The sequence below is a fragment of the Clostridium phoceensis genome (assembly GCF_001244495.1).
Lineage (GTDB): Bacteria > Bacillota > Clostridia > Oscillospirales > Oscillospiraceae > Lawsonibacter > Lawsonibacter asaccharolyticus.
The window spans coordinates 156,661-171,073 of record NZ_LN866274.1; the positions used below are offsets into that span (position 1 = coordinate 156,661).

Below are 14,413 nucleotides of genomic sequence, written 5' to 3' on the forward strand. Positions count from 1 at the left end.
CCCGCAAGCCGGATATTTTCAGCCTTTGTTTCCCGCTCCCCGGACCGGCATCCGGATCCGCAGCAATGTTTTGACATCCTCCAGGATCTCCGGTCCCGATACCCGGATCATCAGCCAGCGCCCCATTCGGCTGGGTCTGGAATTCTGATAGACCTCCCGCACATAGGCGGTCAGACCAGGGAGCACCAGTTCCATTGCCGGGGCTTCTTTTTGTCCGATGGAGATCATACAGGTAAAGGTGCCGGTATCCGGATAGATGGTACACAGCGCTCGTCCTCTGGCTCGATATTTTACATTCCAGCCGGGGGCCAGGCTGCACCCGCTGTACTCCACAGTGGGGGAGACCCCATAGGACTCCCGAAGAAAGCTGTGCAGCTCCCCCCAAAAGGGCGATCCCACTCCATGGCCCAGCTCCTCCAGGGATGGCTCACCCTGCTTGCCCTGTTCTTCTCGCTTTGACATCTCTTCCACACGCCTTTCCTCAAACGTTTTCCAGGCGGCGCGGGCCACGGGCGCTGAGATAGTACCCCACTCCCCACTTGGTCCGGATATACTCCGGGTTGGCCGGGTCCAGCTCCAGCTTTTCCCGCAGGCGGCGGATATGCACATCCACGGTGCGGAAATCCCCGATATACTCATATCCCCAAACCACGTTCAGCAGGTTCTCCCGGCTGTACACCCGGCCAGGGTTGCGCATCAGCAGCTCCATCAGGTCGAACTCCTTGGCGGTCAGCTCCACGGAGACCCCGTCCCGGCTGGCCGTCCGCTCCCCCGTGTTGAGGATAATGTGGCCTGCGGCCAGCTCATTGCCGCTTCGCTGCTGCTGGGCAGCCCCGGCCCGGCGGAGCAGAGCCCGCACCCGGGCTTTCAGCTCCAAGATGTTGAAGGGCTTTGTGAGATAGTCGTCCGCCCCGCACTCGAAGCCGATGATCTTGTCCGTGTCCTCCCCCTTGGCGGTGAGCATGATGATAGGCACGTTGGAGAACTCCCGGATGCGCATGCATGCCTGGAGGCCGTCGATCTTGGGCATCATCACGTCCAGGATGATCAGGTCGAAGCCCCCCTCCCGGGCCAGCTCCACCGCTTCCTCTCCGTCATAGGCGTCCTGGACCTGGTAGCCCTCGTGCTCCAGATTGAACTTGATGCCCTTTACCAGCACCCGCTCGTCGTCCACGATCAGAATCTTTGCCATTGCGTCTTTCTCCTTACTCAGCGGGTGAGTCCGGTCCCCCCACTGTCACATAGTCATATACCTGGGCCAGGATGCCCTCGCCGATCCCCTTCACCTCAGTGAGCTCTTCCACGCTTTGGAAGGGGCCGCTGCTCTCCCGGTAGTCCACGATGGCCTGGGCCCGCTTCTCCCCGATCCCCGGCAGCCGGGTCAGGTCGGCTGCGGAGGCGGTATTCAGATCAATGACCTCTCCCTCCAGCAGGCTGTCCGGATAGCCGTCCTCCACCTCCGGCAAGGAGGCGCTGACCGCAGGCACCTGTTTTGAGACGGTCACCTGGTACTCCGCCTCCCCCAGCTGTCCGGAGACAAAATAGCCCCCCGTCACCACCAGAAAGGCGGCGGTGAGCCCCAGAACGATCTTGTCAAATCTGGTCATGGCGGCCAAGTTGTTCCCTCCCAGCTGTTGCGGAATTCGTCAGATCCTGCTATAATGATTGCAATTATAATCTCACCAGGAGCGGGAGCGCTCTGCTCCCGCGCTGATGGTAGTATATCATAAATATGAGGATTTTCCTATGAAAAAATATCGTCTTTCTTCCCTGCTGGTCACCTTTGTGCTGGCCCTCACCCTGCTGGCCCCCTTCTCCGCCCTGGCGGCCGACGCCCCCCACATCACCTCCCGCCATGCCGTTTTGATGGACGCCAATTACGGTGAGATCCTCTACGAGAAGGCTGCCCGGGAGAAGGCCTACCCGGCCAGCATCACAAAGGTGATGACCGCCCTGCTGGTGTCGGAGGCCATCGACCGGGGCGAGCTGTCCCAGGATCAGATGATCACGGTGAGCAGCACCTCCCAGTTCGACCTCTCCGCCGACGGCTCCACCGCCAACCTGAAGCCGGGGGAGGTCATCTCGGTGAAGGACCTGATGTACTGTCTTCTCCTCCCCTCCGCCAACGAGGCAGCCAACATCCTGGCCGAGGCCGTGTGCGGCGACGTAGCCTCCTTTATCGAGCTGATGAACCAGCGGGCCAGGGAGCTGGGCTGCACCGGCACCCATTTCGCCAATACCCATGGCCTGCACGACGACGACCATTACACCACCGCCTACGACATCTGCCTGTTCACCCGCGAGGCTCTGAAGCACGACCTGATCCGGGAGGTGGTGGGCACCTCGGTCTACACCGTCCCCGCCACCAACCTGTCTGAGCCCCGGGAGTTCTACAACACCAACGCCCTCCTCTCCAACTGGCACTACATGGGCTATGTCTATGACAAGGCCATCGGCGTCAAGACTGGTACCACGCCGGAGGCGGGACGCTGCCTGGTCTCTGCCGCCGTGGACGGGGATGAGTATCTGATCGCTGTCATCCTGGGAGCGGAGCCGGCGGTCCGGGAGGATGGCTCCACCGACCTGAAGCAGTTCTCGGAGAGCACCGCCCTGCTGAAATGGGGCTTCCGGAATTTCCAGCGCACCACCATCTCCCAGGAGGACACCCCCGTGGCCGCAGTGAACGTCACCCTGTCCCAGGACGCCAACCAAGTCCTGGTCAAGCCGGTGGGCACCCTGGAGCGCACCCTCCCGGTGGATATGGACCTGGAGGCCATTGAGCCCACCATTTCCCTGTTCCAAGACACGGTAGAGGCCCCGGTGAAGGAGGGGCAGGTGATGGGGACCATGACCCTCACCTACGACGGGGAGGTATTCGGCACCCTGGACCTGGTGGCCACCACCTCTGTGGATCGCTCCGAGCTGCTCTATCGGCAGGAGCAGATCCGTCAGTTTTTTGCCAACTCCGGTACGAAGCTGATCCTGGCCGCAGTCCTGGTCGTGGCCGTCCTCGTCCTGCTCCGCCTGCTGGTCTTCCGTAAGCGCCGCCGTTACCGAGCGGGCGCCGGAGCAGGCGGGCGCCGGGGCAGCTATCATGGCCGGCGGCGCCGCTGACCTGCCGACCGATTCAAAAAAAGAGGTCCGCGGGCCCGTCTCACAGACGGGATCCGCGGACCTTTCTCTTTTACAGGAACTGTTTGAGCGCCTGGGCCATCTGGTCGGGACAGGATGTGGATTTCATCCCGCAGCGGATCCCCTCCATGCGCTGGATCGCCTCCTGCACCGGCATCCCTTTCAGCAGACTGGAGATGCCCTGGAGATTCCCGCTGCATCCCCCCGTCACCTGTACAGACTGGATGATTCCATCTTCCGCCTGGATCTCGAACTGCCGGGCGCACACGCCCCTGGGCTGATAACGGATCGTCATGGACTCCCACCTCCCTTCCCTGATCTTCCGGCCCGGGCTCTCTTTCATCCGGGCCGCTCCTGCTACTATACCAGACGGCGGAAAAAATAACAAGCGGAGGATCTTTCCCTGCGATCCCCCGCCTGTTGCCGCCCCGCATCACATCTCCTTCTGCTGGAGCTGGAGCCGGTCGGCGATCATTGCGATAAACTCTGAGTTGGTGGGTTTCCCCTTCACATTGGATACAGTATAGCCAAAATATTTTTGAAGCGTCTCCAAGTCGCCCCGGTCCCAGGCCACCTCAATGGCGTGGCGGATGGCCCGCTCCACCCGGGAGGCGGTGGTATTGAACCGCTTGGCTACCTCAGGATAGAGCACCTTGGTCACCGCGTTGATGACATCCATATCGGCCACTGCGATCAGAATGGCTTCCCGCAGATACTGATAGCCCTTGATATGGGCAGGCACCCCCACCTCGTGAATGATGGAGGTGACAGTATTTTCCAAATTATAGGGGATATCTCCATTTTCTTCCTTTTTATTTTCGCCGGTCAGCTGCCGGATGCGCTCACACACCGTGCTCACCCGGCAGGGCTTGGTCATATAGTGGTCCGCTCCCTTGGCGGCGGCCAGCTCGGCCATGCTTCCCTTGGCAAAACTGGACAGGATCAGCACCTTGGGCCGATGCTCCAGCTTTGCCAGCTCCTCCAACACCTCGATGCCGTCCATCTGGGCCAGCACGATCTCCATGACTACCAGGTCCGGAGCCATCTCCTTTACCATTTGGACCAGTTCCTGCCCGTCTCCCGTCTCTCCCAAAACCTGGATGTCAGGCTCGCTGGCCACGGTCTCGATAAAGCTCCGGCGAAATTCTTCCCCGGTATCGGCGACCAAAATCCGTTTTGCACCCATTTTCACAATCAAATCCCTTCCGACAGGCTTCCGCACCTGCCCTTGTTTTTCCCTTATGGGGTTTCGACCGGTCACCAATAATTTATCATAATCAGACAGCATATGCAAGATGTTTTTGGTATTTTTTGGAAATCAACTTTTCGGGTATCTTCCGCTTTTTTCGACAGAACGCCGGCACTCAGGAGACCTGGGCCTGCTCCTCCCCCACACACTGGGAGACCATATTTTCCGCCAGAATGCCGTATCCCCGGGTAGGATCGTTGACCAGGACATGGGTCACCGCCCCCACCAGCTTGCCGTCCTGAAGGATCGGACTGCCGCTCATCCCCTGGACAATTCCTCCAGTGGTTTCCAGAAGCCGGGGGTCGGTGACCTGCACCATCAGGTTCCGGGTATCCCCCGCGGCCGCGGGGTAAACGTGAGTGATCTCCACCTGATACTCCTCCACCTGCTCTCCGGCAATGTTGGACAGGATGGTGGCGCCTCCTACATGCACCTCTTCCCGGGCGGCCACCTCCACAGCCTCCCCGCGAGGGGAGAGCGCTCCGTCCCGCAGGACGCCATAGATTCCCAGATTGGTATTGGCATACAGATCGCCCAGATCCCGGTTCACGTCAAAACTGCCATGGAGCTCTCCGGGCGCGCCGCTCTCTCCCTTTTTTACATCGGTCACAGAAGCGTACATAATGCTCCCTGACTCCATGGGCATCAGCGTGGCCGTATCCACGTCGTTGATGCCGTGGCCCAGGGCAGCGAACACCCCGCTGTCCGGGTCATAAAAGGTCATGGTACCGATTCCGGCCATGGAATCCCTCAGCCAGACGCCCAGCTGATAGCTGCCCTGGGTATTCTGAATGGCCTGGACAGAGAGCTGGACCGGCTTTCCGTTCCGGGTGGCCCGCAGGGTCATGGCATCCCCCTGTTCATCACCCAGGATGTCCTGGACCTCCTCGATGGTGTTGACCTCCTGACCATTGATGTGGGTGATGATATCACCCGCCTTCAGGCCGCAGGTCCGGCCCGGGCTGGACGGACCGCTGTCCGTCTCCACCGCCGACAGGCCCACCACCAGCACGCCGTCGGAAAACAGCTTGATTCCCACCGCCCGGCCCAGGGGGACCACCTTGTCCCCCACCTGGGCGCCTGAGACCGGCTGAGCCCCTCCGCCGCTCCGGGGGAGCTCCAGCACCGCCCCCGCCGAGGCCGCCCGCGCTCCGCCGTCGGAGAGTGCCAGGCTCAGGATCAGGCACAGGACCAGGACCCCGGCAGCGATCCCGGTCCATGGCTTCTGCTTTGTCTCTTGCTCCATCAATTTCACCCCCTGTTTTCAAAAATCATGTCGTGGACTGCCCTTGGCGCCGTCCACACACTCATTATGGCCATCCCTTCCGCCGAAAAACCATGGCGGGACCTTCCACTCCTTCCATGGAAAATGCGGAAATGCCTCAGGCGCAGGGACCTCCATTTTTTACAGGGAGTTCTCTTCCCGAACTGTCAAAAATTTCTTTTGCGCACACAGCAGACGCCGTCCCTCGATTGGGACGGCGTCTGCTGATATTATCCGCGGAAGATGCACAAGATCAGTCCGTAAAGCACCGATGCACTGATTCCGAACACCAGCACTGGCCCCGCCACTACGAACAGCTTAGCCGCTGTGCCGGTGATCAGCCCCTCGCTTTTGAACTCCAGAGCGGGGGAGACCATGGCGTTGGCAAAACCGGTGATGGGCACCAGGGTTCCGGCCCCCGCCCGCTTGGCCAGCTTGTCAAACCACCCAAGCCCGGTCAGCAGCGCCGCCGCCAGGATCAGGGTGATGGAGACGGCGCCGCCGGCTACATCCTGATCCATCCCCCAGTTCTGATAGAGGTTGGACAGCCCCTGCCCCGCGGTACAGATAGCGCCGCCCACCAAAAAGGCCCACACCATATTTTTCCCCAGAGGGGAGGACTGAGAGTATTGGTTGACCAGTTTTCCATAGTCCTGATTCGTCATATCCATGGCACACCTCCGCGATCCAAAAAATTCTCGTTCCTAATCTCCCCTTTTTTTCATGGATTATACGGCGGCATCTGCATAATTTTTTTGACGCGCCATACAATGCACCAGAACCGTTCTCATGGAAGGAGGCATATCCATGTTTTATCCCAAAAAGCTGATCGTCCCGGTATTTGTCTGCGCCGTTCTGGCGGGCGTGGGCCTCCACTTTTTGTATGCCAGATTTCCCTGTACCCTCTCCGCCCTTCTGTCTCCCGTCCGTGAGAGCCTGTGGGAGCATATCAAGATCCTGTACTGGCCTTATCTGGCGGCATCCGCCTTCCTCGCCTGGGGCCGTCCCACCGGGATGCGCCCCTGGCTGCTGTCCCTTGTCATCCTGTGTCCCCTGATGCTGGTCCTGGGCCTGCTGCTCCATGCGGCGCTCGCCCTCCACGCCCTGTGGCTGGACATCGCCCTGTATCTGGGGCTGATGGCCTTCGGATTCTGGTTCCCTGTCCGCTTCTCCGGTCCCTTCCGGGGCTGGCGGTGGCGCATCCCCGCAATCCTGGCTTTCCTTCTGGGGGCGCTGATCCTCCTGTTCACCTTTTTCCCGCCTGCCGGGGTGCTCTTTGCCGACCTGTCCTGATTTTCGGCATGACTTTTGGGGGCCGGTGTGGTAAAATCCCTCTCAGGAGGTGAGGACCATGGTGCTGTACGGATTGGACGGCATGACGCACCGGAGCCAGGCCTACGGGCTTCTGGCTGTGGGACTGCGGGAGCACTGGGATCTGGAGCAGCTGCCCTCCATCGCCCGTGGAAAGCGGGGAAAGCCCCTTTTTCCGGACTTCCCCCAGCTCCGCTTCAACCTCAGCCACAGCGGACCCCGGGCCCTGTGTGCCCTGGACCGGGACGAGGTGGGGGTGGACATCCAGCAGATCACCCTGCGGCGTTCCGCTTTTCTCGACCGCCTGCTCTCCCCAGAGGAGCGGGCCTGGCTGCTGGGGCTGGGAGACGACCCGGAGGCCTTTACCCAGCTCTGGACCCTGAAGGAGAGCTTCTGCAAATTCACCGGTCTGGGTCTGACTCGGCCCGTCTCCGCCATCCCCGTCCCCCTTCCCCGGCAGATCCTCCCTTCCGGCGCCTGTCTCCCCTTCGGTTCCGTCTGCTTCACCCTGTTCTCCGGCCCCGGCTGGCGGGCCGCCGTCTGCTCTCCTGCCCGCTGCGCCTCCTCCATCCGCTGGCTCACGCCGGGGCAACTCCCTCCCGTGGGAAAGAAAATCCCCCAAAAGTGAAAAATCCCCTTTACATTTTGGAAGATCCCTGCTATAATAACGGAGCGCATTGAGAAAATGCTTCTTAATATGCGGCCGTAGTTCAATGGATAGAGCGTCAGATTCCGGTTCTGAATGTTGGGGGTTCGAGTCCCTTCGGCCGTACCAACGGTGAGTCCTTTCAAGGACTCACCGTTTTTGTTTAACACAAAAACTTTTAATGGAATAATAAGAACATTTGATTGGGGTGTCATACGATGGAAACAAAAGATTGGATTTTAATGGTCGTCCCTATTATATCAAATGGTATTCTAGTATTTATTATCCAATCTATTTTTCAGTCTAGATTAAAACATAACGAACACAAGGACGAAGTAAAACGAAAGATTAATTCTGAGTTGTTCTCTTTGCTGCTGGAATCGAAAAACAATTTTAGGGCTTTAGGACATTGTTTGACAGATCATCCAGAAAGCACTGAATTATTTAATCAAAATCTTGGAAAGTTTAATTTTGGTATAAGAAAATTATTGGATTACTATAATGACTATAGTTTCTATCTGAGTAACTATTCTTCCATTATACAGCGATTAGAGTCCACTTACAATGAATATATAGCATTTGGCCGCACTCATCTTACACTCAACAACGAAAGCAGGCAACAGCTCCAAGATTACATTAATACACTTTTTAAACTGATTTGTAACGCTTCAGAACGTTATATCAAAGAAATCTAACTGGTATCTACCTTTTAAGAGACATAGTCGTTCCTGTTGCTTAAAAACCATTGATATTACTGGGTTTTTCAAGAAATTCTGTATTGCCACTCCGACCACGCCGGAGCAAAGTCCGCTTTGCTCCGGCGTCTTTTTATGCCTGAGGCAAAAAAGACACCATTCATCCACGCTCTTTCTCCTCTGTTCTAAACCAGACTCACTCCGCTGGGCTCCGGTTCGGGGCCGCCGCTTCGTAGCGGTATCGCTTACAACGAGCTTTTTCATTTCATTGCAAAGCTCCTCGTGGGCTCATTCTGTTTTCGGAATCACGACCACCACGCTGGTCCATGATTCAGAACCATCCCGGACGGCTTTTGTCCCAAGTTTGGCTCACTTTGGTCCCGCTATTTTTCCAGAGCCCGCCGCAGGCGATCCATGCCTGCGGCGGGCTTTTTATTTTTTCGGTGCCTGCCTCCTTTTCCCACTCCCTCCCGCAGAAGCGCGAAATCTTGACTGCACAGCTTTGATCCGTTCTCTTCTGGTTTTTTTGAAATTATTATGACATTTTCAATTCAAAATCACCCTTTTGATTATCAAGGGGTCTCAGAACGGGGCCGTTAAAAAGCATTCTGTGATTTTCTATTATAAACTTCAAAATATTACTTTGATTTTTTAAAAATCGTCATTACTTGGCCAATATTGCATCAAAACATTAAACAATTGTCATTCATTTTTAGTCGTCAAAATGTAAAATTGCACAAACTTTAGATGAAATATTTGTTTCGAAATTGAATTGACTATTTTCTATTTTCAAATTAAACTGTTCTCAATGAAATAATTATTTCAATTCGACCGATCTCAGGAGAAAGGAGAATACCCCTCCCATACAGGAGGGATCGGTGAACGGATCTCTTTGCCGGACAGAAGTTTCCACCTCACCAAAGCAGCCAGAAACAGAAAGGAAGAACTGACATGACATTAACAGACGTATTGGTTGACTTCGCACAACTCAGCGTACTCATGATCGTTGCTGCCTGGTTGAGAAGAAAAATTTATGCTCTGCAACGCTTTTATATTCCCGCCGCCCTGCTGGCGGGCATCCTTGCGATCCTGTGCGGCCCCCAAGTCCTTGGCCAGGTCTCTCCCATCCACATGGAATTTACCACGCTGGGGCAGTGGTCGGGCGTCCTGTCCGCCATCGTGTTCAGCTGTTCTTTCCTCGGCCTGAAGCTGAACAAAGTGGGGGCCGGCGCCATGCAGACCTATTTTCTGGGCGGCACCATCCATCAACTCCAGATTGTTGTGGGCCTGACACTGACCTTCCTGCTGGGCTTGTTCATCCAGGACCTGCCTTTGGGCTTTGGTCTGTTACCTGTCATGGGCTATTATGGTGGCCACAGCATGGCCATCGCCGTTGGCACCACCTTCGTGGAAAATGGCTATATGGAAAGCGGCATTGAGCTGGGCACCACTTTCGCTACCGTCGGCCTGTTGTGCGGCGTGATCTGGGGTATGATCATCATCAACCGCGCGGCAAAAAACGGCAAGACCAGCATCAAGATGAAGATTGAGGACCTGCCCAAGGATATGCTCACTGGCTACTATGAGCCCGGACACCGCCCCTCTCTGGGCAACAGCGTCACCTCCTCCGCCACTTTAGACCCTCTGGGTGCCCAGTTAATGATGGTCGGCCTGATCATCATGGGGGGCTATCTGCTGCGCACCGGCCTGATGGCCATCAACCCCTTCTTCTCCAATCTGCCCCTGTTTGCCTGCTGTCTGATCTTCAGCGCTGTCTTCTGCATCTGTACGCAGAAGAGCGCCAAGATCAACGACATGATCGACCGCCCCACCGTAGTACGCATTTCCGGGACTGCGCTGGAGTACCTGATCGTCTCCGCTCTGGCTACCACAAACCTGGGCGTGTTTGTCACCTACGCCGTCCCCCTGATCGTGGTCTGCATAGGAGTCTCCATCGTCACCTACTGGGCCTGCTTCATCCTGGGCAAGCGGGTCTTGCCCAAGAACGGCCAGTTTGAGACCGGCATCGGCCTGTTCGGCCAGTGCTGCGGCGTTCTGGCCACTGGCCTGCTGCTCCTGAAGATCGTGGACCCCGACTACAAAACCAACGCAGCCACCAACATCACCTCTTCCTCCACTCTGGGCTACACCTATCAGCTTCAGTACACCCTGATCTTTGCCACCCTCATCATGACCAGCCCGCTGTTTACTTACATCTGGAGCTGGCTGCTGCTGGCTGTGCTGCTGGGCTGCGGGCTCTTCTTCGGACGCCGCATCCACGCTAGAGGGGAATGAGCGCTCCTCCCTGTCCGGTGCTCCGCCGGAGCTACGGTCAGGACTCCTTTCACGGATCACATCCCAAATGCGATGAAACACAAATATATCAATAGGAGGACTGCAATCATGAAAAACACCAAATGGATGAAAGAAATGACTTCCGCCGAACTGGCTGAGGCAATCAAGAATGGCACCGACACGGTCATCATCCCCGGCGGTGCCTATGAGGTCTACGGGCCCCAGCTCCCACTGGGCTCCGACACCATCGTGTCCCTTGCTGTCTGCGAGCGGGTGGCCGCCAAGACCAACGCCATTATCGGCCCTTGCTTCGAGGTGGGCGAGTCCGCCTCCCTCTATCAGTTCCCCGGCACCATCAAGATCATGCCTGATACCTACTATAGAGTAATGGAGGACATCATCGACTCCCTGGCCCACTGGGGCTTCAAGAACTTCATGTTCATCAATATGCACGCGGGCAATGTTCCTATCATCTCCCAGCTGGCCCGGGAGAAGCAGCGCCAGTACGGCATCAAGTGCAATCAGGTGGACTGGTGGCGCTTCATCCAGCCCAACTCCACGGACATCTGCGAGAATAAGGGCTGGCGTGCCCACGGCCATGCCAGTGAGAGCGGCACCAGCGTGATGCTCCACCTACACCCTGAGTATGTGGAGATGGACAAGCTGTACAATGTGGAGCAGGACCCCTCCCTGTACAAGTGGCCTGACTTTATCACCTACCCTGAATTTGCTGAGCGCACTCCCAACGGCACTCTGGGCGATGCCACCTTGGCCAGCGCTGAGAAAGGCGAGAAGATCGTGGAGCGCTGTGTGGACCGCATCGTGGCCTTTATGAAGGAGCAGTTCGGCTGCTGAAGAGCTGGCCCCCATTCGGTTCCCTGTCCCCTGAAAGCGCCGGCGGGACCGCTGGCGCTTTCAGGACGGGGCCCTGTCAGGAAGTGGCATATTGAGATCGAATACAAATCTGATCGTCCGGGGGACGGTTTACAGCATCCTGTCAGCCGTCATCTTCGGCTTCAACCCCCTGCTGGCGCGTCTGGTGTACGCTGGCGGCGGAAACGCAGCGGTGCTTGCCCTTTACCGCATGGTGATTGGGAGCATGCTGGGCCTGATCCTGCACAGGATCTTTGAGAAAGACTCGGTTTCGGTAAAGGGCAGAACTCTGCTCCAGCTAGCCCTCTGCGCCGCCGGCTATGCAGTCACCCCCATCCTGCTATTTTCCTCCTACAACTATTTAGACTCCGGCATGGCCACCACCATCCACTTTGTCTATCCGGTTCTGGTCATCCTGGGGTGCGTGATTTTTTATCGGGAGGCCATCTCCAGGCTGAAAGTGGTCTGCGTGGTCCTGTGCACTGCGGGAATCCTGCTACTCTATACGCCAGGCGGGGGTGTGAGCCTGCTGGGCATCGCCCTCTCCTTTCTCTCCGGCGTCACCTACGCCTTTTACGCAGTCTATCTGTCGAAGAGCGGCCTGCAAAAGATGGGGGCCTTTCAGCTCATGTTCTGGCTGAACCTGCTCGCCACGGCCTACATAGGCCTCTTCACCGCAGTCAGCGGCACATTTACCATCGATATCCAGCCCTCCGGCTGGGCGGTGGTGGCACTCTTTGGCATACTCTCAGGTATGGCCGTTCTGCTGTTCCAATTAGGGGCAAAATATATCGGCGCACAAAAAACTTCTCTGTTTTCTACTTTTGAACCATTGACCAGCGTCTTGATTGGCATTACAGTATATAAAGAGGCAATGACCCCGCGTGTCGTATGCGGATTGGTCTCCATCCTGGTCGCGGTCGTCCTGCTGGCGGCCGTCAAGGAGAAACAGAACGCCTCAATCTGCGAATAGTTCGGAAGTAGGGATCTGCAATGTCAAGCCTGGTCACAAAAATCGGAAAACAGGTCAACCAGATGACCAAGTCCCAGAAGAAGGTAGCCAACTATCTGCTGTTCAACATGGACAAGCTACTCTTCTTCACTGCAGACGAGCTGGCCAAGGCTGCCAACGTGAGCACGGCGACAGTGGTACGCTTCGCCCGGGAGCTTGACTTTGAGGGGTACACCGATATGCAGAAGGCGGCACGGCTCCGCTTCCACGACCGGGAAGAGGAGCCGGAGGACCTGCCTCAGTCCAGCCCGGAAGAGGACAGTTCCGAGTATCTGCTGGAGAAGTCCTTCCGCCAAGACATTCAAAACCTGAAACGGACGTTCCAGGACCTGTCCCGGGAGGACCTGGAACGGGCCTGCACCCTACTGAAGACCTCCAGGCGGGTCTATCTCGTGGGCATGCGCATTTCCCGCTCCATGGCCACATATGCCTATATCAACTGGGGGATGCTGCGGAAGGGCGTCCATCTGATTCACAATGAGGGCCTGGATTACGCTGAGGAGCTGATCGAGATCAACTCAGAGGACCTGATTGTGGCCTTTTGGGCGCCGCGGTACAACCGGGCCACCTATCAGATGCTCTCCCATGCGAAAAGGCAGAAGGCCAGCGTGCTGCTCATCACCAACCGGGAGTTCAATTTGACCATGGAGGAGGGCGATTTCGACGTCATTCTCCGCTGCTGTATGGAAAATTCCTCCTATCAGAGCTCTTTTGTAGCTCCTGTTACCCTGGTGAACTATCTGACGCGGCAGCTGGAGCTGGAGTTCTCCAAAGACATCGCCGCGCGGCTGGCCAACTGGGATTCCCTGCTGGGCGATGACTTCTTTATGATCTGATCCGGACGCCGCCGGAGCGTGGAGCGGCCGTCCCAGTCCAACGTCCTCCACGCACGAAAGAAAGGTGAACGATGATGAAAGTAAAACGCGAGAGCACATTCGTTCTAGCTCAGATGGCCTCCGACGGATACCCCGATCACAACCTGGAAGAGGCCCGAAAGGCGATGGCAGAAGCACAAAAATATGAGCCGGATATGGTGATCTTCCCGGAGTTGTTTATGAGCGAGTTTCCCCTGGGCACCCCTGTCGAGGTCTGCCACAGCACCGCCCAACGCCTGGACGGCCCCTTTGTCACGGAGATGCGCGCCTTGGCCAAGCAGTACGGGACATGGGTGGTCTTCGGCATGAACGAAATCGTGGACGATCCGGACGATGACCGCAACTATAACACCAGTGTGGTGGTGAACAGTGAGGGCGAGATCGTCACTCACTACCACAAGACCCACCTGTATGACGCCTTCGGCAGCAAGGAGTCCGACAAGATCAAGCCCGGCGACCAGCTCTTTGAGCCCATCGACACCCCCTTCGGGCGCATCGGCCTGTTCGTCTGCTACGAGGTGCGCTTCCCCGAGGTAGCCCGGGACCAGCGAGCCAAGGGCGCGGATATCATTATCATGCCCACCGCCTGGGTCTGCGGCAAGATGAAGAGCCTCCATTTCCGCTCCCTAATTACCGCCCGCGCCATCGAGAACACCGTCTATATGCTGGCCTGTGACCAGGCCAACGACAAGTCCATCGGTGAGAGCGTGGTGGTCGATCCCATGGGCGTGCCAGTGGCCTCCGCCGGTGGAGAAAAGCAGCTACTGGTCGCCCGCGTCAGTCTGGACCGGGTGGACGCCGTCCGCAAAAAGCTCCCCGCCTACAAGGACCGCCGCCCCGAGCTGTATGTCAACTACGGGAAGTGAACTCCTGTTCCCCTCAGAGAGCCTCAGCCGGGCCCCGTCTCCGCCCGCCGCAGGCGCGTCACGCGCCCGCGGCGGGCCCTTTTATTTTTTTAATGCGTAATCCTACTCTTCTTTTTCCCCCTATCCTCCCGGGGGCGACGCACCGGAAGGCAATCCACCCTAAAAAGCCAAATGGAAGGGGGCACATTATTAAAT

The 14,413-nt window shown here is 57.3% G+C and carries 16 protein-coding genes and 1 tRNA gene; 10 read left to right on the forward strand and 7 right to left on the reverse strand.

All coding sequences use genetic code 11. From position 1 onward, the window contains the following. Nucleotides 1-18 precede the first annotated feature (18 nt). The 3 genes from BN1969_RS01600 to BN1969_RS01610 are packed head-to-tail and all read right to left on the reverse strand — an operon-like array spanning nt 19 to nt 1,607. Nucleotides 19-462, reverse strand: a complete 444-nt coding sequence (locus BN1969_RS01600) for a DUF3788 domain-containing protein (protein ID WP_050625353.1) — start codon at nt 460-462, stop codon at nt 19-21. 19 nt (nt 463-481) lie between these two features. Continuing rightward, nucleotides 482-1,192, reverse strand: coding sequence for a response regulator transcription factor (locus BN1969_RS01605; protein WP_050622688.1), 711 nt, complete (start codon nt 1,190-1,192; stop codon nt 482-484). 13 nt (nt 1,193-1,205) lie between these two features. Next, nucleotides 1,206-1,607 carry a ComEA family DNA-binding protein gene (locus tag BN1969_RS01610; protein ID WP_077138800.1) on the reverse strand — a complete coding sequence of 134 codons (402 nt, stop codon included), beginning with the start codon at nt 1,605-1,607 and terminating at the stop codon, nt 1,206-1,208. A 139-nt stretch (nt 1,608-1,746) separates the two neighbouring features. On the opposite strand from BN1969_RS01610, the gene BN1969_RS01615 reads away from it, so the two are divergent. Then, entirely contained in the window at nt 1,747-3,114 is a 1,368-nt protein-coding gene (locus BN1969_RS01615; protein WP_050622690.1) for a D-alanyl-D-alanine carboxypeptidase family protein, read from the forward strand. Between the two features lie 70 nt (nt 3,115-3,184). On the opposite strand, the gene BN1969_RS01620 is transcribed toward BN1969_RS01615, so the two are convergent. The 4 genes from BN1969_RS01620 to spoVAC form a co-directional block, all read right to left on the reverse strand. Further along, nucleotides 3,185-3,475, reverse strand: coding sequence for a TIGR03905 family TSCPD domain-containing protein (locus BN1969_RS01620; protein ID WP_413464692.1), 291 nt, complete (start codon nt 3,473-3,475; stop codon nt 3,185-3,187). Between the two features lie 90 nt (nt 3,476-3,565). Next, complete coding sequence (gene spo0A / locus BN1969_RS01625; protein WP_050622691.1) at nt 3,566-4,318, reverse strand: sporulation transcription factor Spo0A; 753 nt, start codon at nt 4,316-4,318, stop codon at nt 3,566-3,568. A gap of 178 nt (nt 4,319-4,496) precedes the next feature. Then, nucleotides 4,497-5,627 carry a SpoIVB peptidase gene (spoIVB, locus tag BN1969_RS01630; protein ID WP_050622692.1) on the reverse strand — a complete coding sequence of 377 codons (1,131 nt, stop codon included), beginning with the start codon at nt 5,625-5,627 and terminating at the stop codon, nt 4,497-4,499. 248 nt (nt 5,628-5,875) lie between these two features. Beyond that, on the reverse strand, nt 5,876-6,316 hold the full coding sequence (gene spoVAC, locus BN1969_RS01635; protein ID WP_050622693.1) for a stage V sporulation protein AC: 441 nt from the start codon (nt 6,314-6,316) through the stop codon (nt 5,876-5,878). A gap of 136 nt (nt 6,317-6,452) precedes the next feature. Between spoVAC and BN1969_RS01640 the strand changes: the two genes are divergently transcribed. The 9 genes from BN1969_RS01640 (at nt 6,453) to BN1969_RS01680 (ending at nt 14,218) form a co-directional block, all read left to right on the forward strand. Continuing rightward, nucleotides 6,453-6,938 carry a DUF6512 family protein gene (locus BN1969_RS01640; protein ID WP_050622694.1) on the forward strand — a complete coding sequence of 162 codons (486 nt, stop codon included), beginning with the start codon at nt 6,453-6,455 and terminating at the stop codon, nt 6,936-6,938. Between the two features lie 58 nt (nt 6,939-6,996). Then, complete coding sequence (locus tag BN1969_RS01645; protein ID WP_050622695.1) at nt 6,997-7,584, forward strand: 4'-phosphopantetheinyl transferase family protein; 588 nt, start codon at nt 6,997-6,999, stop codon at nt 7,582-7,584. Between the two features lie 71 nt (nt 7,585-7,655). Next, nucleotides 7,656-7,731 (forward strand) — tRNA-Arg (locus BN1969_RS01650). 89 nt (nt 7,732-7,820) lie between these two features. Next, nucleotides 7,821-8,297, forward strand: coding sequence for a hypothetical protein (locus tag BN1969_RS17750; RefSeq protein ID WP_147576968.1), 477 nt, complete (start codon nt 7,821-7,823; stop codon nt 8,295-8,297). 951 nt (nt 8,298-9,248) lie between these two features. Beyond that, nucleotides 9,249-10,592 (forward strand): sodium/glutamate symporter, encoded by a 1,344-nt coding sequence (locus tag BN1969_RS01660; protein ID WP_050622697.1) that lies wholly within the window; start codon nt 9,249-9,251, stop codon nt 10,590-10,592. Nucleotides 10,593-10,700: 108 nt separating this feature from the next. Beyond that, complete coding sequence (locus tag BN1969_RS01665; RefSeq protein ID WP_242850261.1) at nt 10,701-11,447, forward strand: creatininase family protein; 747 nt, start codon at nt 10,701-10,703, stop codon at nt 11,445-11,447. A 91-nt stretch (nt 11,448-11,538) separates the two neighbouring features. After that, nucleotides 11,539-12,438: a DMT family transporter gene (locus BN1969_RS01670; RefSeq protein WP_050622698.1), complete on the forward strand. Its 900-nt coding sequence runs from the start codon at nt 11,539-11,541 to the stop codon at nt 12,436-12,438. A gap of 20 nt (nt 12,439-12,458) precedes the next feature. Further along, the gene (locus BN1969_RS01675; protein ID WP_050622699.1) at nt 12,459-13,313 is read left to right on the forward strand and encodes a MurR/RpiR family transcriptional regulator; all 855 of its coding nucleotides are present in this window, start codon (nt 12,459-12,461) and stop codon (nt 13,311-13,313) included. A 74-nt stretch (nt 13,314-13,387) separates the two neighbouring features. After that, on the forward strand, nt 13,388-14,218 hold the full coding sequence (locus BN1969_RS01680) for a carbon-nitrogen hydrolase family protein (RefSeq protein ID WP_050625356.1): 831 nt from the start codon (nt 13,388-13,390) through the stop codon (nt 14,216-14,218). Nucleotides 14,219-14,413: the final 195 nt, after the last annotated feature.

Coding starts and splice junctions, on each gene's coding strand:
- BN1969_RS01610 (WP_077138800.1), bottom strand. CDS start 1,607: ATGACCAGATTTGACAAGATCGTTCTGGGGCTCACCGCCGCCTTTCTG.
- BN1969_RS01645 (WP_050622695.1), top strand. CDS start 6,997: ATGGTGCTGTACGGATTGGACGGCATGACGCACCGGAGCCAGGCCTAC.
- BN1969_RS01640 (WP_050622694.1), top strand. CDS start 6,453: ATGTTTTATCCCAAAAAGCTGATCGTCCCGGTATTTGTCTGCGCCGTT.
- spoVAC (WP_050622693.1), bottom strand. CDS start 6,316: ATGGATATGACGAATCAGGACTATGGAAAACTGGTCAACCAATACTCT.
- spo0A (WP_050622691.1), bottom strand. CDS start 4,318: ATGGGTGCAAAACGGATTTTGGTCGCCGATACCGGGGAAGAATTTCGC.
- BN1969_RS01660 (WP_050622697.1), top strand. CDS start 9,249: ATGACATTAACAGACGTATTGGTTGACTTCGCACAACTCAGCGTACTC.
- spoIVB (WP_050622692.1), bottom strand. CDS start 5,627: ATGGAGCAAGAGACAAAGCAGAAGCCATGGACCGGGATCGCTGCCGGG.
- BN1969_RS01680 (WP_050625356.1), top strand. CDS start 13,388: ATGAAAGTAAAACGCGAGAGCACATTCGTTCTAGCTCAGATGGCCTCC.
- BN1969_RS01620 (WP_413464692.1), bottom strand. CDS start 3,475: ATGAAAGAGAGCCCGGGCCGGAAGATCAGGGAAGGGAGGTGGGAGTCC.
- BN1969_RS01665 (WP_242850261.1), top strand. CDS start 10,701: ATGAAAAACACCAAATGGATGAAAGAAATGACTTCCGCCGAACTGGCT.
- BN1969_RS01615 (WP_050622690.1), top strand. CDS start 1,747: ATGAAAAAATATCGTCTTTCTTCCCTGCTGGTCACCTTTGTGCTGGCC.
- BN1969_RS01675 (WP_050622699.1), top strand. CDS start 12,459: ATGTCAAGCCTGGTCACAAAAATCGGAAAACAGGTCAACCAGATGACC.
- BN1969_RS01600 (WP_050625353.1), bottom strand. CDS start 462: ATGTCAAAGCGAGAAGAACAGGGCAAGCAGGGTGAGCCATCCCTGGAG.
- BN1969_RS01605 (WP_050622688.1), bottom strand. CDS start 1,192: ATGGCAAAGATTCTGATCGTGGACGACGAGCGGGTGCTGGTAAAGGGC.
- BN1969_RS17750 (WP_147576968.1), top strand. CDS start 7,821: ATGGAAACAAAAGATTGGATTTTAATGGTCGTCCCTATTATATCAAAT.